The organism is Duganella margarita, from assembly GCF_009857535.1.
In the GTDB taxonomy this organism is placed as follows: domain Bacteria; phylum Pseudomonadota; class Gammaproteobacteria; order Burkholderiales; family Burkholderiaceae_D; genus Rugamonas; species Rugamonas margarita.
Genome location: NZ_WWCS01000002.1, coordinates 415,016 through 434,109 on the forward strand (window position 1 = coordinate 415,016; position 19,094 = coordinate 434,109).

At 62.5% G+C, this 19,094-nt stretch carries 13 protein-coding genes; 10 read left to right on the forward strand and 3 right to left on the reverse strand.

Annotated elements, in window-relative coordinates:
- Window positions 1–51: 51 nt before the first annotated feature.
- The gene (aroG, locus tag GTP55_RS04365; protein ID WP_161043743.1) at window positions 52–1,131 is read left to right on the forward strand and encodes a 3-deoxy-7-phosphoheptulonate synthase AroG; all 1,080 of its coding nucleotides are present in this window, start codon (window positions 52–54) and stop codon (window positions 1,129–1,131) included.
- Between the two features lie 92 nt (window positions 1,132–1,223).
- On the opposite strand, the gene GTP55_RS04370 is transcribed toward aroG, so the two are convergent.
- The 3 genes from GTP55_RS04370 to GTP55_RS04375 form a co-directional block, all read right to left on the reverse strand.
- Complete coding sequence (locus GTP55_RS04370; protein ID WP_161043744.1) at window positions 1,224–3,890, reverse strand: TonB-dependent receptor; 2,667 nt, start codon at window positions 3,888–3,890, stop codon at window positions 1,224–1,226.
- A gap of 210 nt (window positions 3,891–4,100) precedes the next feature.
- Complete coding sequence (locus GTP55_RS30020) at window positions 4,101–4,232, reverse strand: hypothetical protein (RefSeq protein ID WP_255458126.1); 132 nt, start codon at window positions 4,230–4,232, stop codon at window positions 4,101–4,103.
- Window positions 4,233–4,433: 201 nt separating this feature from the next.
- The gene (locus GTP55_RS04375) at window positions 4,434–7,277 is read right to left on the reverse strand and encodes a TonB-dependent receptor domain-containing protein (protein ID WP_161043745.1); all 2,844 of its coding nucleotides are present in this window, start codon (window positions 7,275–7,277) and stop codon (window positions 4,434–4,436) included.
- Between the two features lie 406 nt (window positions 7,278–7,683).
- Between GTP55_RS04375 and GTP55_RS04380 the strand changes: the two genes are divergently transcribed.
- From GTP55_RS04380 to nusA, 9 genes are all read left to right on the forward strand, one after another.
- A complete protein-coding gene (locus GTP55_RS04380) occupies window positions 7,684–8,604 on the forward strand; it encodes an ABC transporter permease (RefSeq protein WP_161043746.1) in 921 nt (306 codons plus the stop codon).
- Entirely contained in the window at window positions 8,601–9,584 is a 984-nt protein-coding gene (locus GTP55_RS04385) for an ABC transporter permease (RefSeq protein ID WP_161043747.1), read from the forward strand. The genes GTP55_RS04380 and GTP55_RS04385 overlap by 4 nt, the downstream gene beginning before the upstream one ends.
- Window positions 9,581–11,251, forward strand: a complete 1,671-nt coding sequence (locus GTP55_RS04390; RefSeq protein WP_161043748.1) for an ABC transporter ATP-binding protein — start codon at window positions 9,581–9,583, stop codon at window positions 11,249–11,251. The genes GTP55_RS04385 and GTP55_RS04390 overlap by 4 nt, the downstream gene beginning before the upstream one ends.
- A gap of 25 nt (window positions 11,252–11,276) precedes the next feature.
- Window positions 11,277–12,227: a VTT domain-containing protein gene (locus tag GTP55_RS04395; protein ID WP_161043749.1), complete on the forward strand. Its 951-nt coding sequence runs from the start codon at window positions 11,277–11,279 to the stop codon at window positions 12,225–12,227.
- A 280-nt stretch (window positions 12,228–12,507) separates the two neighbouring features.
- Window positions 12,508–13,533 (forward strand): glucokinase, encoded by a 1,026-nt coding sequence (locus tag GTP55_RS04400; protein WP_161043750.1) that lies wholly within the window; start codon window positions 12,508–12,510, stop codon window positions 13,531–13,533.
- A gap of 264 nt (window positions 13,534–13,797) precedes the next feature.
- Complete coding sequence (gene scpB, locus GTP55_RS04405; protein ID WP_161043751.1) at window positions 13,798–14,511, forward strand: SMC-Scp complex subunit ScpB; 714 nt, start codon at window positions 13,798–13,800, stop codon at window positions 14,509–14,511.
- Window positions 14,498–16,693, forward strand: coding sequence for a pseudouridine synthase (locus GTP55_RS04410; RefSeq protein WP_161043752.1), 2,196 nt, complete (start codon window positions 14,498–14,500; stop codon window positions 16,691–16,693). The genes scpB and GTP55_RS04410 overlap by 14 nt, the downstream gene beginning before the upstream one ends.
- A gap of 334 nt (window positions 16,694–17,027) precedes the next feature.
- Entirely contained in the window at window positions 17,028–17,516 is a 489-nt protein-coding gene (gene rimP / locus GTP55_RS04415; RefSeq protein ID WP_110847055.1) for a ribosome maturation factor RimP, read from the forward strand.
- Window positions 17,513–19,078 carry a transcription termination factor NusA gene (gene nusA / locus GTP55_RS04420; RefSeq protein ID WP_110847054.1) on the forward strand — a complete coding sequence of 522 codons (1,566 nt, stop codon included), beginning with the start codon at window positions 17,513–17,515 and terminating at the stop codon, window positions 19,076–19,078. The genes rimP and nusA overlap by 4 nt, the downstream gene beginning before the upstream one ends.
- Window positions 19,079–19,094: the final 16 nt, after the last annotated feature.

The following is a 19,094-nucleotide window of genomic DNA, read 5'->3' on the forward strand; positions in this document are numbered from 1 at the left end:
TCCGAGGCGGTTTTTTTTTACCCATGTTTTTAGATCACTTGGAGAACAGCAATGCCCCGTACCGATGATTTGCGCATCCGCGAGATGAAGGAATTGACGCCACCGTCCCACCTGATCCGCGAGTTTGCGTGCACGGAAGCAGCGGAGCAGACTGCCGCCAACGCCCGCGTGGCGCTGCACCGCATCCTGCACGGCCAGGACGACCGCTTGCTGGTGGTGATCGGCCCGTGCTCGATCCACGATCCGAAGGCGGCGATGGAATACGCGCGCCTGCTGGCGCCGCTGCGCCAGGAGCTGGCCGGCGACTTGGAAATCGTCATGCGCGTGTACTTCGAAAAGCCGCGCACCACGGTCGGCTGGAAGGGGCTGATCAACGATCCATACATGGACAACAGCTTCCGCATCAACGACGGTCTGCGCATGGCGCGCGAGCTGCTGCGCGACATCAACGAGCTGGGCCTGCCAGCCGGCACCGAGTTCCTGGATGTGATTTCGCCGCAGTACATCGCCGACCTGATCTCGTGGGGCGCGATCGGCGCGCGCACCACTGAGTCGCAGGTGCACCGCGAGCTGGCGTCGGGTTTGTCGTGCCCGGTGGGCTTCAAGAACGGCACCGATGGCAATGTGCGGATCGCGGTGGATGCGATCAAGGCGGCGTCGCAGCCGCACCATTTCCTGTCGGTGACCAAGGGCGGCCATTCGGCGATCGTGTCGACCAATGGCAATGAGGACTGCCACATCATCCTGCGCGGCGGCAAGGCGCCGAACTACGATGCGGCCAGTGTGGACGAGGCCTGCAAGGCGATTGCCGGACAGGGCCTGGCGCCGCGCCTGATGATCGACGCGTCGCACGCGAACAGCTCGAAGAAGCCGGAGAACCAGGTGCCGGTGTGCGCCGATATCGGCGGCCAGGTGGCGGCGGGCGATACGCGGATTGTCGGGGTGATGGTGGAGTCGCACCTGGTGGCGGGACGCCAGGATCTGGTGCCAGGCAAGGAGCTGACGTACGGTCAGTCGATTACCGACGGCTGCATCGACTGGGACAGCAGCGTGCAGGTGCTGCAGGGGCTGGCGGCCGCCGTGCGTCAGCGCCGTCTGGCGACGCAAGCCGCCGAAGCGGCCGCCAAGTAAGCAGAGTCGTCGCCGTCACTCCCGCGCAGGCGGGAGTCCATGCTGAGCCGGCGTGGTATGGATTCCCGCCTGCGCGGGAATGACGGTGGTGATCAGAAGCTGTAGGTTCCGCGCAGGTACAGCGCGCGGCCGACCGGGTCGGTGTAGCGCGGATCGTAGCCCTTCTGGAACAGCGTGCCCTGGTTGGAGAACGGCGGCTCCTTGTCCAGCAGGTTTTTCACGCCGGCGGTCAGGATGACGCCCTTGAAGCCGGTGTAGCTGCCGCTCAGGTTCCACAGCGCATACGACGGCACCTTGTTCAGGTACTTGTCCTCGATGTCCAGGTTCTGGTCGGTGTAGCCCGATTTGTAGGACTGCGCCAGCGTCGCATTCCAGTCAGCCAGGCGCCAGTTCAGCGCCAGGTTGTGCTTCCAGCGGAACACCGGATTGTTGGCGGCATAGCGGCCGACGTTCTGGATGAACGGACCGTCGCGCTCGTCCTGGTACTCATACTTGTGCACATAAGTGCCGTCCAGCGTCAGCGTGAAATTGCCGGCCTGGGTCGCACCCGAACGCAGCGTCACGCTGAGGTCGACGCCGTCGGTGTTGACCTTGCCCAGGTTTTCCTTCAGGTCCAGAATCGCATACGGCGAACCGTCCGGATTGCGCAGGAAGCGCGCCTGGTATTTCGCGTAGTCGCCATAAATGGCTTCTTCCGGCAGCGCGTTGATCTTGTCCTTCAGGCGGATGTTCCAGTAGTCGATCGCCACCGTGGCTTGCGGCACCGGCTCCAGTACCACGCCGACCGAGAAAGTCTTGGATTTTTCCGGACTCAGGTTCTGGTTGCCGCCTTGCAGCTTGAACTGTTGCAGGTCGCAGTCGCGCAGCGGGTTGGCGATCGGGTTGGACGACAGCACGCCGCCCGGGCACAGGATCGGATCGTTGTACGAGTTGTTGGTATCGTTCTTCGACTGCGGCGCGTTCTTCTCGAACAGCGTCGGCGCGCGGAAGCCGGTCGAGGCCGAACCGCGCAGCAGCACTTCCTTGGTCGGCTGGTAACGCAGGCCCAGTTTCGGATTGGTGGTGCTGCCGACGTCGCTGTAATCATCGTAGCGGGCAGCGAGGTTGACTTCCAGGTCCTGCAGCAGCGGCAGGTTGACCTCGCCGAACACCGCCTTGATGGTGCGGGCGCCGTTGGTCGATTGCGAACCCGACAGGCCGGACGACGAAGCCTGGCCGGCGATGTCGCGGTTGACGATGAAGTCGGCTTCTTCGCGGCGCAGCTCGCCGCCGATGGCGACTGCCAGCTTGCCGCCGGCCAGGTCCATCAGGTCGCGGCTGGCCTTGGCGTCGATGCCGGTGTTGCGGCTCTTGCCGTTCTGCACCTTGCCGCGCAGCGCGGTGCTGGCCAGATAGGTGGCGCCAGCGGCGTCCTGCTTGCCGAACGGATTGAGGATGCCGTTGGCCACGCCGGCGGCGAATTTGGCGTCGTTGACGTAGCCGTTGGTGAAGTATTCCGCCGAGCGGCTTTCCGACAGCGTGAAGCCGGCCTTGTAGTCCCAGCTCTTGAACAGGCCTTCGGCGCTGAACACCAGGCGGTCGGCCGCGCCCTTGGAATTGATTTCACGCTGGCCGGCCTCGGTCGGACGCCAGTTGACCGACAGCGGGTCGCCCGACAGCCCGGCCACCGCCGGCACGCCGCCGGAATTGCCCGGATAGTATTTGCTGGTGATCGGCAGCAGCAGGCCGGTCTGCGGCGGCGGCGCAGTGTGCGACACCACGTCGTTTTCCGAGTGCAGGTATTCGATCGACGCCAGATGGTCGCCGTTCAGCTTGAAGGTGGCCTTGCCGAAGAAGGAGGTCTGCTTCTGTTCCGGCAGGTCGTCGATCTGGCGCGTGTAATCCTGGCGGCAGGTGCCGTTGCCGGAGATCGGCAGCGACAGCGGGGCGTCGCAGCCGGCCGCAAAATACGGGTTGCCGGTGGCGCCCGAGGTCGGGTCGAAGTAGTTGCCGGGGAAGGTGGTGCCGGAGGTCAGGCTCAGGCCGCGGTCCGGAATCACGCCGGTCTTGGAAAAGTCGCGCTGCTGCGAGGTCAGGATGTCGAGCTTGTGGTAATCGAACACGCCGAAGACATTGTAGCCGTCGGTGTCGAGGTTGCCGAAGCCGCTCGACAGGTTGACCCGTTTCTCATCGGCGCCGTCCTTGCGCGGCAGGATCGCTTCGGCGGTGATGGTGGTGGTCTGCACCGAGCGTTTGGTGATGAAGTTGATCACGCCGCCAATGGCGTCGGTGCCGTAGATGGCCGAGGCGCCGTCGCGCAGCACTTCGACCCGCTCCAGCGCGGAAACCGGAATGATGTTGAGGTCGACGCTGGCGCCGTCGTACGGGTGGTTGGCGATGCGGCGGCCGTTCAGCAGCACCAGCGTCTTGTCGCCGCCCAGGCCGCGCAGGTCGGCGCTGGCCTGGCCGCCGGTCGGCAGGCCGGAGCTGTTGCCGCCCACCACGTTGCTGGAGCCGAAGCTGGAACTGTTGGACGGAATCCGGTCCAGCACTTCCTGCGCGGTGGTCAGGCCCTGCTTGATGAAGTCGTCGGCCTTGATGACCGTCAGCGGATTGGCGGTTTCCGCCGCCAGCCGCTTGATCGACGAGCCGGTAATTTCCACGCGCTGCATCGGCGCGTCGGTTTGCGCTTGCGCCAGCGGCGCGATCAGTCCCAGGCCCAGCATGCCACTCGCATAGATACGGCGCATGGATCGGGACAACACAGTCTCTTTCAACATTGCTCTACTCCCAAAGCGAACTTCATATTATTATCAAATCAACTTCCTGATGGAAAGTTGGTGGCTGGGTATGACCGCCGGTAAGGAAGCCATCCCTGATAATTCACTGCCTGCGCTGGGGTGTCAAATATGTAAAGATTATCTGTTTGTAAAAAACAACGACGAAAAAAAAGGGCCGTGTGGCCCTTGATGTTTTTTGCAGCGGCTGCTTTACAGCATGTACGGGCCGTGCGAGTAGTGCTTGCCCAGCGTTTCGAAGGCGCGGCGGATGATGCGTTTCCACGATGGGGTGGTCGCTGGCTTGGCTGGTTTGGCGGCGTAAGTGGCGGTAGCGGTGGTCATGGAAGCTCTCCTGTGTACTGCGGTGAATGTCGATGGGTGTAGATTACAGGAAGCCCAGATATAAATATAATTCTATGTTCTGATAGGCGCCATAGCCAAAGTCGATATCTCTTGCCATATGAGATATGTCCTTCATGAATAATAAAAAAGGCCGGCGTGCGCCGGCCAAAGGTATTGCCTAGGGTACCGTTATCGCGTTGGTTAGAACTTGTACGACGCGTTCAGGTAGAACTGACGGCCCAACGGATCGGCGTAGCGGCCATCGTAGCCAGACTGGTTGCCGCCGCCGGCATTACGAATCGTGAATGGCGGCGCGATGTCGGCCAGGTTTTTGATGCCGCCGGTCAAGGTGAAGTTCTTGGCCAACTGGGCCTTGGTCTGCCAGTCGAAGGTGGTGTACGACGACACCTGGCGCGTGATCGGCACGTAGTTGCCGAGCGAGCCGTCGGCCAGCACTTCCCGCACCACCGAGTCGTCCTCGTTGTACACCTGGTCGGTGTAGCCGGAGTGGTAGTTGGCGGTCAGCGCATGGGTGAAGCGGCCGGTGTTGAGCGACGCGGTCAGCTTGGAAATCCAGCGGAAGGTGACGTCCGAGTAGGAATTGAAGCGGCCGATGTTTTTCTCCAGGCCGGTGCCCGGCGTGGTCTGCTCGGCCTTGCTCATGAAGGTGCCAGTCCACTGCAGCGCGGCCTTGCCGAGCGCGGTGTTGACCTTGTAGCTGTGATCCCAGTCGATGCCCTGGTAGTGCGAGCTGGCCAGGTTGAACGGGGTCAGCGCGGCCACCAGCACGTTCTGCTTCTGGATCGGATCGAAGTAGGTGCGCAGCAGGCTGTCATACACGGCCGGGTTGTTGAACACCAGGTCTTCCGACAGGGTCTGGATCTGGTCGCGCAGCTTGACGTCCCACCAGTCGAAGCCGATCGACAGGTTGCTGACCGGCTCGATGCGGATGCCCAGCGTGGCCTGTTTCGATTGTTCCGGACGCAGCGCACCGGCGCCGGTGGCGGCGTTGCCGCCCGACAGCAGGCCGTATTCCGACGAGCCCGGGTTGCACAGCTTGAAGCGCGGGTCGCTGGCCGAGGTGATCGGGCAGGCGTGGAACGCCGACGAGCCGCCGTTGACCAGTGGCTTGACGATGTTGGTCATGGTCGGCGCCTTGAAGCCGGTGCCGTACGAACCGCGGATCAGCACCGATTCCACCGGATTCCAGCGCAGCGCCACTTTATAGGTGGCCTTGCTGGCCGATTCACCCTGCTTGCCCGGCGCAATCAGGTTGCCGTCGGTGTCGAAGTTCTGGTTGTTGGTGACGGCGCTGAAGTCGTCGTAACGGCCGGACACGGTCAGGTCCATGTTCTTCAGCACCGGCAGCAGCAGCTCGCCGTAGGTGCCCCAGTTGTTGCGCTTGGCGTCGATCGGCAGCGCGCCGGCGCCGCCGCCGACGATGGCGTCGGTGAAGTTGGGCTGCTGCTTGTTCTGGCCCTGCGAGAACGCATCCGGCGCTTCCGAATATTTCTGCTGGGTGAAGTCGGCGCCGAGCGCCAGCTGGGCAACGCCAGCCGGCATCTTGAACACTTCGGTCGAAGCGCTGGCCTGCAGCATATCGATCTTCGACTTGGTGACGCTGAACTCGTTGTGCAGCACGGCCGGGGCCAGCACCGCCTGCGAGGTGCCCGGCGGCGCGAACGGATCGAACTTGCCGGCCGCGACCAGCGCGTCGAACATGTTCAGCGACATGTAGCCGCCGGCGGCGGTGTCGGTCTGCTTGTTCTCCGAGTGGGTATAGGCGGTGCGCCAGTCGAAGCCCTTGTAGCTGCCGTCGAAGCCGAAGGCGGCATGCTTGGCGACGGTCTTGTACTCGTCGGCGCGGCCGCCGGCGTCGACCAGACGCAGGTTCATGGTCACGCTGTTGACGGTGGCGCCGGCTGGTACGCCCAGCTTGGTGAGGTAAGGGGTGATGTACTTGGCGTACAGCGGGCTGCTCAGTGGCAGGCCCAGCGGTTGCGCCGGCGCGGCGTACTGCGCGGTGTTGCTGAACGACGAGATCAGGCCTTCGGCGAAGAAATTGGTATTCTCGTTGACCTTGATATTGACCGAGGCGAAGCCGCTGTCGCGGCGCAGGCCCGGGGTGTTTTCCACCGTGGCGGCATAGTCATACAGGCAGCGGTTGCCGACCTTGAACAGGTTGGCGCCGTTACAGGCGCCGGTGGCCAGCAGATTGGGGCTGAAGGCGACGCTGCTGGCGGTGCCGTCGGCCTTGGTGTATTTGACGGTGGCGGTGCCGGGAATCGAATTGGAGCTCAGCTGGTACAGGCTGTAGGCCTTGCCGTTGGCGTAGAACGGAATCACGCCGCTTTGCGAGAACGGCTGGTCCTTGGCGTAGGACGCGGTGCTTTCATCGTGGGACGCCGACAGCAGGATGTTGAAGCCGTCTTTGTCGAGGTCGCCCCAGCCCTTGGAAATGGAGGCGGTCGAGGTGGTGCCGCCGCTGCTGCGCGGCTGGTTATAAGACGCTTCGATGATGGCGTCGGTCTGGTTTTTCTTCAGGATGAAGTTGACCACGCCGGCAATCGCGTCGGAACCGTACAGGGTGTTGGCGCCGTCGGTCAGGATTTCGACGCGCTCGACGGCGGCCAGCGGAATGCTGGCCAGGTTGACGGTGGAACCGGAGGTGGACGGCGCCAGACGGCGGCCGTTCAGCAGCACCAGGGTGTAGCCTTCGCCGATGGCGTGGATCGAGGCCGTCTGCAGACCGCCGCCGCCGCCGTTGACCGACATCGACGAGGTGGTGAAGCCTTGCATCGACGGCAGGGTGGCGATCAGGTCGGCGACGTTGGTGGCGCCGCTCTGCTCGATCTGCAGTTTCGACAGGGTTTGCACCGGCAGCGCGCCTTCCGCGCTGATGCGCTTAATGCTCGAACCGGTGATTTCCACGCGCTGGATCGGCGCCTCGTCGGTACTTTGTGCCAAGGCGGTGTGCATGCCGAGTGCCAGTCCACTGGCGCAGATCAGGCGGACCGACCGCGATAATACGGTTTCAACCATCATTGATGTAGCTCCCAATTAAAACGATAAACAACGGGTGTGTTGGTATGTATTTTTTTATCCGAATAAGAGCGTGGCCGCTCTTTTCAGTAATTCATCTGACCATTTGGGTCAAATTACTGTCAATGTGGAAACCCCTACGCGGATGCCGAATTAACGCGGTGGGTCGCGCAGTAATCACGCCTGAAATCCGGGATAAAAGCGCTCTAATTTGGTGCGATGGATGGGGGTGACGAAAGAAAAACAGAGTTGCGATTTAAAAGTAAGTAAAAATATTGTCCGTAATCGGGCAGGTGCACTAGTTTAGTGAATGTAAATTTCTGTTAATCCAGGTTCATGCTGTTACATTTTGTTGCATTGTCCCCACACAGGCAAAATCATGTAGCCTTGCAACCTCACCGGAGATTGCATGTTTGCTTACATAATTCGCCGCCTGTGGCAGATGCTGCCGACCATGCTGGGCGTGGTGCTGCTGCTGTTCGTGCTGTTTAACTGGGTCGGCGGCGATCCGGCTTACCTGTTGGCGGGCAAGATGGCGGATGCGGACAGCATCGCCAATATCCGTCGCCAGCTCGGCGTGGATCAGCCGTACTACGTGCAGCTGTGGATTTTTATCAGGCAGGTTGCCACCTTTGATTTCGGCCTGAGCTGGGCGACGGGCGAGCCGGTTTCCGAATTGGTCGTCACCCGGCTGGGACCATCGCTGGCGGTGCTGGCGCCGCTGACGGTGCTGGAAACCGGCATCGGCATCGCGCTGGCGCTGATGGTGGCCTTCGTGCGCGGCTCGCTGACCGAGCGCGCGGTGATGCTGGCCTGCACGATGGGGATGTCGATCAGCATCCTGGTCTACATCATCGTGTTCCAGTACTGGCTGGCGTATCGGCTGGGCTGGTTTCCGGTGCAGGGCTGGGGCGGCTGGCGCTATGCGGTGCTGCCGATCCTGATCGGGCTGGCGGTGTCGCTGGCGCCGACCTTGCGCCTGTTCCGCAGCTTTGTGCTGGACGAGGTGGGGCAGGATTATGTGCGCACGGCGCGCGCCAAGGGGCTGAGCGAACGGCGCGTGATGTGGGTGCACGTGCTGCGCAATGCGGCGATCCCGATCCTGACGCATGTGATGTCCAACTTGCCGGCCTTGTTGATCGGCGCGTTCCTGCTGGAGCGTTTCTTTGGCATTCCGGGTATCGGCAGGGAGGTGATCCTGGCGGTCGAACGCAGCGATTTTCCGGTGATTAAGGCGGTTACGGTGTATGTCGCGGTTGCCACGATGGTGTTCAACTTGCTGACCGATCTGTTGTACCAGGCGGTCGATCCACGGGTGAAACTCGCATGACGGCCTGGCAGCGTTTGCGCGCGGACCGGGTGGCGATGGCGTCGCTGGCGGTGGTGGCGGCGTTCCTGCTGATGGTGGTGCTGTCGGCCACCGGGCTGGTCGCGGCCGACTGGGAGGATGAGGCCGGCGTCAGCTATGCGCCGCCGGCTTTTCTTGGTGCGGACACTGCCGAAACGCCGGCAGCGCCCGCGCAGCAGCGGGCCTTGCCCGACAATCCCTTCGATCCGCTGGCGGCGGATATCCGCGACCTGCGCGCCCAACTGGCGGCGCGCGGGTCGGCGGCCGACAGTGCGCGGCGCGCCACCTTGCCGTTCGGCGCCGACAAGTGGGGCCACGACGTCATCAAGAAAACCATCAAGGGCGGCCAGACCTCGATTGTGGTCGGGCTGGTGGCGGCTGCGCTGGCGGTGGGCCTGGGCTCGCTGTTCGGCGCGCTGTCCGGCTATTGCGGTGGCGTGGTGGACGATGTCTTTAATTGGTTCTACAGCGTGTTCACGGCGATCCCCTCGGTGCTGATGATCCTGGCCGTGGCGGCGGTGCTGCAACAGAAGGGCGTGCTGACCATTGTGCTGATTCTTGGCCTGACCGGCTGGACCGGCCCGTATCGCCTGATCCGCGCCGAATACCTGAAGCACAAGACGCGCGAGTACGTGCTGGCCGCCGACGCCATCGGCGCCTCGCACTGGCGCCGCATGTTCCGGCATATTTTCCCCAACGTCAGCCATGTGGCGCTGGTGCAGCTGTCGATCCTGGTGGTCGGTTTCATCAAGGCGGAAGTGATCCTCAGCTTCCTCGGCTTTGGCGTGCCGGTCGGCACGGTCTCGTGGGGCAGCATGCTGAACGAGGCGCAGAACGAACTGCTGCTGGGCCGCTGGTGGCAGTTGGCGGCGGCGGCCAGCGCCATGGCGCTGCTGGTGACGGCGTTCTCGCTGTTCACCGACGCGCTGCGCGACGCCCTCGACCCCAGGGTGAAATCATGAGCTTGCTTGATGTGCGGGATCTGCGCGTCGGCTTCCGCCTGGACCGCCACAGCACCAACGAGGCGCTCAAGGGCATCAGCTTCAGCGTGCCGCACAACGCCACCGTGGCGCTGGTGGGCGAGTCGGGCAGCGGCAAGTCGGTGGCGTCACTGGCGGTGATGGGCTTGCTCGATCCGGCGGCGGCGATTGTCGATCCAGCCAGCAGCATTCGCTTTGACGGCCGGGAACTGCTGGCGCTGGATGGCAAACAGCGCCGCGCGCTGTGCGGCAAGGACATCGCCATGATTTTCCAGGAGCCGATGTCATCGCTCAATCCGGTGTTCACGGTTGGCGCGCAGATCGCCGAGGTGCTCAAGCTGCACATGGGTATGAACCGGGGCCAGGCACGCCGCCGCACGCTGGAATTGCTGGAGGAAGTCGGCATTCCCGATCCGGCCGCCCGCATCGACGGCTATCCGAACGAACTGTCCGGCGGCCAGCAGCAGCGCGTGATGATCGCCATGGCCGTCGCCTGCGAACCACGGCTGCTGATCGCCGACGAGCCGACCACCGCGCTCGATGTCACCATCCAGCAGCAGATCATGGAGCTGCTCGCGCGCCTGCAACGGCGGCGCGCGATGTCGGTGCTGTTCATTACGCACGATCTCGGGCTGGTGGCGCAGATTGCCGACCACGTGGTTGTCATGCGCCGCGGCGAGGTGCGCGAGGCGGGGCCGGCGCAGCAGGTGCTGCAACAGCCGGCGGATGCGTACACGAGGGCTTTGCTGCATTGCCGTCCGAGACTGGATGCGCGGCCGTGGCGGCTGCCGGTCATCGCCGATTATCTGGATGGCGCGACGCCGCCGCCACAGCCCGAACGCCGGCGCGGCGCTTCGCCGGACGATGTGCCGCTGCTGGAGGTGCGCAACCTCAGCAAGCACTTCATGCTGCGCGACGGCTGGTGGCGCCAGCGCGAATTCCACGCGGTGAAGGACGTCTCGTTCACGCTGGCGCGCGGCAAGACGCTGGGCGTGGTAGGGGAGTCCGGTTCCGGCAAGACCACCGTCGGACTGACCTTGCTGCGGCTGCACCAGGCCAGCGGCGGCAGCGTGCTGTTTGACGGCCGGGACCTGCTCAGCCTGTCCCCGCGCGCATTCCAGGCGTACAAACGGCGCATGCAGATCGTGTTCCAGAACCCGTATGCATCGCTGAACCCGCGCTTCACCGTCGGCGACATTTTGCTCGAGCCGATGCGCATCCACCGCATCGGGGCCGACGATCAGGCGCGCAGGGCGATGGCGCAAGCGCTCCTGGAAAAAGTCGGCTTGCCCGCATCTGCCATGTCCCGCTATCCGCACGCGTTCTCCGGCGGCCAGCGGCAACGCATCGCCTTCGCCCGCTGCCTGACCTTGCAGCCGGAAATCCTGGTGTGCGACGAGTCGGTGTCGGCGCTGGATGTGTCGGTGCAGGCGCAGGTGCTTAACCTGTTGCAGGATTTGCAGGATGAGCTGGGTCTGTCATACATCTTCATCTCGCATGACCTGGCGGTGGTGAAGTACATGGCCGATCAGGTGATGGTCATGAAACAAGGAGAAGTAGTGGAACTGGCCGACGCGGACGCGTTGTACCGTAACCCGCAACATCCCTACACGCAGGCCTTGCTGGCGGCGATCCCTCGCAGCGGTTAAGCGTTTTTTAAGTTAAGATATCTGTATGGCGAATTTAATCCTCCTGCTCCAAGAATATGGCGTCCTGATTGTGTTCGGGATTGTGCTGGTCGAACAGATCGGCATGCCGATTCCTGCGTTCCCGATTCTGATCGTGGCCGGCGCCATGTCGGTTGACGGCGACACGCCGTGGATCTCGGTGCTGGCGGTGGCCATGCTGGCTTGCCTGATCAGCGACAGCTTCTGGTTCCGCGCCGGCCGCTTTTACGGCAAGCGCATCCTCAAGCTGCTGTGCAAGATTTCGCTGTCGCCGGATTACTGCGTCAGCCAGACGGAAGACAATTTCAAGCGCTGGGGCCCGAAGGCGCTGATCGTCTCCAAGTTCATCCCCGGTTTTAACGTGATTGCGCCGCCGCTGGCCGGCGCGCTGGGCACCAGCCGCGGCACGTTCCTGTGCTTCAGCATCATGGGCAGTTTGCTGTGGGCCGGTACCGGTATCGGCATCGGCGCCTTCTTCCACACCAGTGTCGACCAGTTGCTGGATATTCTCAGCACCATGGGCTCGACCGCGCTGATCGTGCTGCTGGTGTTGCTGGCCCTGTTCGTGGCGTTTAAATATGTCGAGCGTAAGCGTTTCCGCCAGTCGGTGGAAATCGACCGGATTACCGTCGAGGACTTCAAGCAGCTGATGGACCAAGGGCATGAACCGATCCTGATCGACGCCCGCAGCGCCACGGCGCAAATGCTGGACCCGGCCGTGCCCGGCGCTCTGCTGTTCAACGGCGGCGAACTGAGTGCGGAGATTAGTGGCCTGGATAAAAGCCGGCCGATCATCGTGTATTGCAGCTGCCCCAACGACGTCACCGCCGCCCATGTGGCCAAGAGCCTGATCGGGCAGGGCTTCCATCGCGCCCGTCCGCTGCATGGCGGGCTGGAGGCGTGGAATGCCGCTTTTCGTAGCGAATCGCTGCCGCAGGACACGCCCGCCTCGGTCTGATTGTCCCGCACCGCATTGCCAGTCATTCCCGCGCCGCATTGCCAGTCATTCCCGCGCAGGCGGGAATCCATACGGCGCTTGCACCCACTTTATGCCCATGGATTCCCGCGTTCGCGGGAATGACATGGGCTGACAGTAATCGGCGTTGCTGGTAGTCATACTACGCCTCTAATCTCGGCATTTCCCAATTTCTGTAGCAAACTGTACTAAAACTACAAACTTCGCTTGCCTGTTCTGACGAGTTACCTTAAGCTTAAGCCTCAACTATTTTCGCTCAATCATGACAGCTCAGTCCGTACAAACGCCTCCCTCCCTGACCACTGTATTCCCTGGTGGCCCGCGTCTGCTGGCGGACATCGGCGGCACCAATGCGCGCTTTGCGCTGGAAACCGCCCCTGGCAAGATTGAAGCGATCGAAGTGCTGGCGTGCGCCGCCTACCCAACCCTGGCCGCCGCCCTGGTTGCGTATCTGGCGTCGCCGGTGGTCGCCCAGGCTGGCGTGACCGGTATCCGCAACGGCGCCATCGCCATTGCCAACCCGGTCACCGGCGACATGGTGCGCATGACCAATCACCACTGGGCTTTCTCCATCGAGGCGCTGCGCCGCGAAGTCAATTTCGACACGCTGGTGGTGGTCAATGATTTCACCGCGCTGGCCAGTTCGCTGCCACAGCTGTCGGCCACCCAGAAACATCAGGTGGGTGGGGGCGTCGGCGTGCCGGGCACCCCGCTCGGCCTGATCGGCGCCGGCACCGGCCTCGGCGTCTCCGGCCTGATTCCGGGCAAGGACGGCTGGACCGCACTGCTGAGCGAGGGCGGCCACGTGACCTTCTCGCCGGCCAATCCGACCGAGGTGGCGATCCTGCAATTTGCCTGGAAAGAATTTGAGCACGTGTCGGCCGAGCGCCTGATGTCCGGCGCCGGTATCGAACTGATCTACCGCGCGCTGGCCGATCACGGTGGCCTGTCGGCCGAGAAGCTCAGCGCGGCCGAAATCTCGCGCCGCGCGCTGAGTGGCGAATGCCCGCTGTGCGACCAGGTGATCGAAGCGTTCTGCTGCATGTTGGGCACGATTGCCGGCAATATCGCCGTCACGCTGGGCGCGCAGGGCGGTATCTATATTGGCGGCGGCATCGTGCCGAAGCTCGGCGAACGTTTCGACCGTTCCGGTTTCCGCGCCCGCTTTGAAGCCAAGGGCCGCTTCGACAAATACCTGGCGGCGGTGCCGACCTGGGTGATTACCGCCGAATATCCGGCTTTTGTTGGCGTTTCCGCCATTCTTTCGGATCGCCTTACCGCCGTGTAAGTTAGATTGCCGGCGTCCGTTACATTTCGATGACGGCGAAATGCGCTTTTTGTCGTTTTATCAGGTACAATTCGCGTTGTTGGATGAAACGTCTGGCTTCCTGCCCACGTTTTACGTAGAAAGCAACGGCTTCGGCGGTTGCCGGCAAGTCCCTCCTTCCCGCCGGGTGCGCATAGGCCTTGGTGTCGGAAAAGCAGCTTCAGCGAGTCCTCCCGCACGTATCACTGACTCACTGAATGTGATTGATTTCTTTCGATTTTGCTTATGGATACAGTTGAGGCTAAAAAAGTCCTCGAAACCGCCTTGCTATGCGCCCGTGAGCCGTTGTCGATCCACAGTCTGAAAAAACTGTTTGTCGAGCTGGACGATCAGGACCGGCCGCGCGGCCCCGGTGTCGGCGCCGATACGATCAAGGAATTGTTGGAGGAGTTGCGGCTGGACTGGGCCGGCAAGGGCGTCGAGGTGATCAGCCTGTCGACCGGCTGGCGCTTCCAGAGCCGTCCGGAAATGAAGCTGTATCTTGAGCGCCTGAATCCGGAAAAGCCGCCGAAGTATTCGCGGGCCACGCTGGAAACCCTGGCCATCATCGCTTATCGCCAGCCGGTGACGCGCGGCGATATCGAGGAAATCCGTGGCGTGGCCGTCAATTCGCAGACGATCAAGATGCTGGAAGACCGTGGTTGGGTCGACGCCATCGGTTATCGCGATGTGGTCGGCCGTCCAGCCTTGCTGGGCACCACCAAACAGTTTTTAGATGATTTGGGCTTGAATTCGCTGTCCCAGCTGCCGCCATTGCAGCAAATCAGTGATGGTCAGAACGCGATGGAAACCCTGGAAGCGGCTCTGCAAGAGAACTTTGAGAAAGCGGCGCAGCAGGACGGTGCCGACCATGCGGACATTGAGCAAGAACCCGGCCCTGCGCCAGATTTAACGGTTGACGCTGAGCACAACCAAGAAACGAATAATGAACAAACCTGATACCCCAGAGATCATCGACGCACCCGCGGCGGACGTAGTCGCCAAGCCTAAGCGCCGTACCAAAGCCCAAATCGAGGCCGATGCCGCCGCCACTTCCGGTGACGCGCCAGCCGCCAAGCCGAAAGCCAAAGCCAAGCCAAAAGCGGAAGCTGCTGAAACAGTCGCTTCCAACACGCTGGCGCCAGTGAAAAAAGCGCGCGCCAAGAAAGCCGACGTCGCCGTGGAAGCCGCCGCACCGGCAGCTGAAGCAGCTGCTGCCGAGCCGGCCGTCAAGCCAGCCGCCAAGCCGCGTGCCAAGAAAGCCGCGCCAGCCGCCGATGCGGTTGTTGCCGAGGCGTCCGCCGCGCCGGCATCGGCGCCTGCCGCTGATGCAGCGCCGGCCGCAGCCGGTGAGCGCGTTGAGCGCCAGCAGCGTCCGCGTGGTCCGCGCCAGATGCGCGAACAGCGCGCCGTGCGCGAGGCGCTGAATCCGCGTCCTGAGCCAGTCGCCGTCGAGGCAACTCCAGTGGTTGAAGGTGCGGAAGGTGCGGCGCCAGTTGCTGCCGACGGCAAGCCACGCCACGAGCGCGGCGACCGCAACAATGCGCGCAACGGCAAGCCGCCGCGCAATGGCGGCAAGAACGGCAAGCAGCGCGGCGGTCAGAACGCCGGCGGCAAGCCAAACGACGCGGATGCCGCGTTCTCCTACGTCACTTCGGATGCGTTCGACAGCGACGACAGCAAGGGTCGCCAGCCACAGAAAGCGGCCCGCCGCGACCTGACGGCGGACGACGACGCGCCAAAACTGCACAAGGTGCTGGCGGAAGCCGGCCTGGGTTCGCGTCGCGACATGGAAGAGCTGATCGTGTCCGGCCGCGTGTCGGTCAACGGTGAGCCGGCCCACATCGGCCAGCGCATCCTGCCGACCGATGCTGTGCGCATCAACGGCAAGCTGATTCAGCGCCGCGTCAGCAAGAAGCCGCCGCGCGTGCTGGTGTACCACAAGCCAGCCGGCGAGATCGTCTCGATGGATGATCCGGATGGCCGTCCATCGGTATTCGATCGTTTGCCGACCATGAAAGCCGGCAAATGGCTGGCCGTTGGCCGCCTCGACTTCAATACCGAAGGGCTGCTGCTGTTTACCACCTCCGGTGATCTGGCGAACCGCCTGATGCACCCGCGCTACGGCATCGACCGCGAATACGCGGTGCGTACCCTGGGGCCGCTGGAAGAAGGCATGCGCCAGAAGTTGCTGGCCGGCGTGGAGCTGGAAGACGGCGTCGCGCAGTTCTCCAAGATCGCCGACGGCGGCGGCGAGGGCATCAACAAGTGGTACCGCGTGATCATCGGCGAAGGCCGTAACCGCGAAGTGCGCCGCATGTTTGAAGCGATCGGCCTGACCGTGTCGCGCCTGATCCGTACCCGCTACGGCGCCATGACCTTGCCAAGCAGCCTGAAACGCGGCCGCTGGGAAGAGATGGAAGAGAATGCAGTGCGCGGTCTGATGGCTGCTTACAGCATCGAGAAAAAAGGCAGTGGCGATGGCGCCGCGCCGGCTGCAGTCGCTCCGCGCGCCAAAGGTCCGGGTCAGCAGCAAGCCAAGCCGGCGCAGAACAAAGGTCCGGAAAAACGCGGCCGCAACGGCCAGGGCGATCAGCACATCGAACGCGGCAACCGGCGCGATGAGCGTGACTTCGACGATGACGACGAAGATGACGACAACGAGCCGAACTTCAACCGCGCCGACACCAGCAACGCCAATGCGTTGCCATTTGGCAAGCCAGCCCGCAATGGCGGTCGTGGCCAGGGTGGTGGTTTTGGTGGCGGTGCTGGCGGCGGCAATGCTGCTCGCGGCGGCAAGGGTCGTCCAGCTGGTCAAGGCGGCCAGGGACAGACTTCCGGCCGTCCGGGCGGTCGTCCGCAAGGTATTGGCGGCTACGCCGGTGGCCGTCCGCTGGGTGAAGGCCCGGCGCCGCGTGTACAAGGCCAGGGTGGTCGTCCGCAAGGTCAGGGCGGTCAGGGTCAGGGCGGCCAGGGGCAGCCACGCGGTCAGCAAGCCAAGGGGCCGAGCCGTGGTCCGCGTCAGCCAGATCCGTTGCAAACCACGTTTGGTTTCGGCGCGTCGAGCGGTGCGCCACGCCGTGGCCAACCGCCTCGTGGTGGCGCTGCCGATCATGGCATGCCACGTCGCCGCAAAGGCTGAGAGGTCGCTTAAAAAAGCCCGCAGCTTCGTTGCGGCTCCTCGTCGTGCAGGTGCACTGCCTTCGTCGCCGCGCCTCGCTGCGTGCATTTTGAAGCAACCTCAGGCAGCTTTCGCCTTGTTGTAAGTCTGCCATGCCGCCTGTGCGGCATTGCAGCGGACTTCATATAAGGTTATAATATGCAGCCTGGTAGAAGTTCCAATTGCGTCTCGCGGCGGAACTCTTCATCTGGCTGGGTGTTTTAGAAAGATGGGCAGATGCCCATTTTTTTTTTGTTGAACCGTTTTAAACGGCTTGTTTTGCACCATAAAAACAAGCCTTGGACTGGAGAATTTCTTGCAGCTTCTGGATTTAATTGAAAAGACCGTTGTCGGTCTGGGCTACGAGCTAGTTGATGTCGAACGGGCCGAGCGCGGACTGCTGCGCGTGTTTATCGATTTCAACGCGGAAGATGCCGAAGAAAAAGGCATGATCACCGTGGAAGATTGCGCCACGGTCAGCCATCAGTTGTCGCACGTGCTGACGGTCGAGAACGTGAATTACGAGCGTCTCGAAATCTCGTCGCCGGGCCTTGATCGTCCGCTGCGCAAGCTGTCGGACTTCAGCCGTTTTGCCGGCAGTGAAGTCGTGATCAAACTGCGCGCAGCCATGCCGGGTACGAACAACCGGAAATCGTTCACGGGTGTCCTGCTGGAACCCGTTGGCGAGAATTTGTCGTTGGAATTTGAAAGTAATGAAGGTCCGGCGCAGTTGGATTTTACGCTCGCCGATGTGGATAAGGCACGCTTGGTGCCGCAGGTGGATTTTAAGGGACGCAAAGCATGAGTCGCGAAGTTTTGTTATTGGTAGACGCGCTGGCGCGTGAGAAGAACGTCGATAAAGATGTCGTTTTCGGCGCACTGGAATTCGCGTTGGCACAAGCCACGAAGAAACGGTATGAGGGTGAAGTAGACATCCGCGTTTCGATCGACCGCGAGTCGGGTGAGTTCGAATCCTTCCGCCGCTGGCACGTGGTGCCGGATGAAGCGGGCCTGCAACTGCCGGACCAGGAAATCCTGCACTTCGAAGCCAAGGAACAGATCGCCGACATCGAAGTGGACGACCACATCGAAGAGCCGATCGAATCCGTGGAATTCGGCCGCCGCTTTGCGCAAGACACCAAACAGGTGGTCCTGCAGCGCGTGCGCGATGCTGAACGCGAACAGATCCTGGCCGACTTTCTGGAACGCGGCGACTCGCTGGTTACCGGCACCATCAAGCGCATGGAGCGCGGCGATGCCATCGTGGAATCGGGCAAGATCGAAGCCCGTCTGCCACGCGACCAGATGATCCCGAAAGAGAATCTGCGTATCGGCGACCGCGTGCGTGCTTACATCCTGCGCGTGGACCGCAATATGCGCGGCCCGCAGGTGATCCTGTCGCGCACCGCGCCGGAATTCATCGCCAAGCTGTTCGAGCTGGAAGTGCCGGAAATCGAACAAGGCATGCTGGAAATTAAATCGGCGGCGCGCGACGCCGGCGTGCGCGCCAAGATCGCCGTCTACACGGCCGACAAACGCATCGACCCGATCGGTACCTGCGTCGGCATGCGCGGTTCGCGCGTGCAGGCTGTGACCGGTGAGCTGGGCGGCGAACGCGTCGACATCGTGCTGTGGTCGGAAGATCCGGCGCAGTTCGTGATCGGCGCGCTGGCCCCGGCCAATGTGTCCTCGATCGTCGTCGATGAAGAGAAGCACGCCATGGACGTGGTGGTGGACGAGGAAAACCTGGCCATCGCCATCGGCCGCTCGGGCCAGAACGTGCGCCTGGCGTCCGATCTGACCGGCTGGAAAATTAACATCATGACGGCCGAGGAATCGGCCGACAAGGCAGCCCAGGAAACCGCCGCGATTCGCGCGCTGTTCATGGAAAAATTGGATGTCGACCAGGAAGTGGCCGACATTCTGGTGGAAGAAGGCTTTGCCAGCCTGGAAGAAATCGCTTACGTGCCGATCTCCGAAATGCTGGAAATCGAATCGTTTGACGAAGATACGGTCAACGAACTGCGCACCCGCGCCCGTGACGCCCTGGTCACCGAAGCCATCGCTTCGGAAGAAGGCCTGGAAGGCATGGACGAGGCGCTGGTCGGTCTGGAAGGTATGGACCGCATCACCGCCGGCAAGCTGGGCCTGGCTGGTATCAAAACGGTAGAAGCGTTTGCCGGCCTGGCTTATGACGAGTTCGGCGCCATTCTGGCCCTGTCGTCTGACCGTGCACGCGCACTGATTACGAGTGAATTTGAAGATGTGACCGACGATGAGATGAAGTTGGTTGATGCGAAGTACGACGACCGCGCCAAAGGCTTGCAAGCCAAGGCCTGGAGTCTGACTGAATCTGCAAAGGCTTAATTTGATTATCTTTATC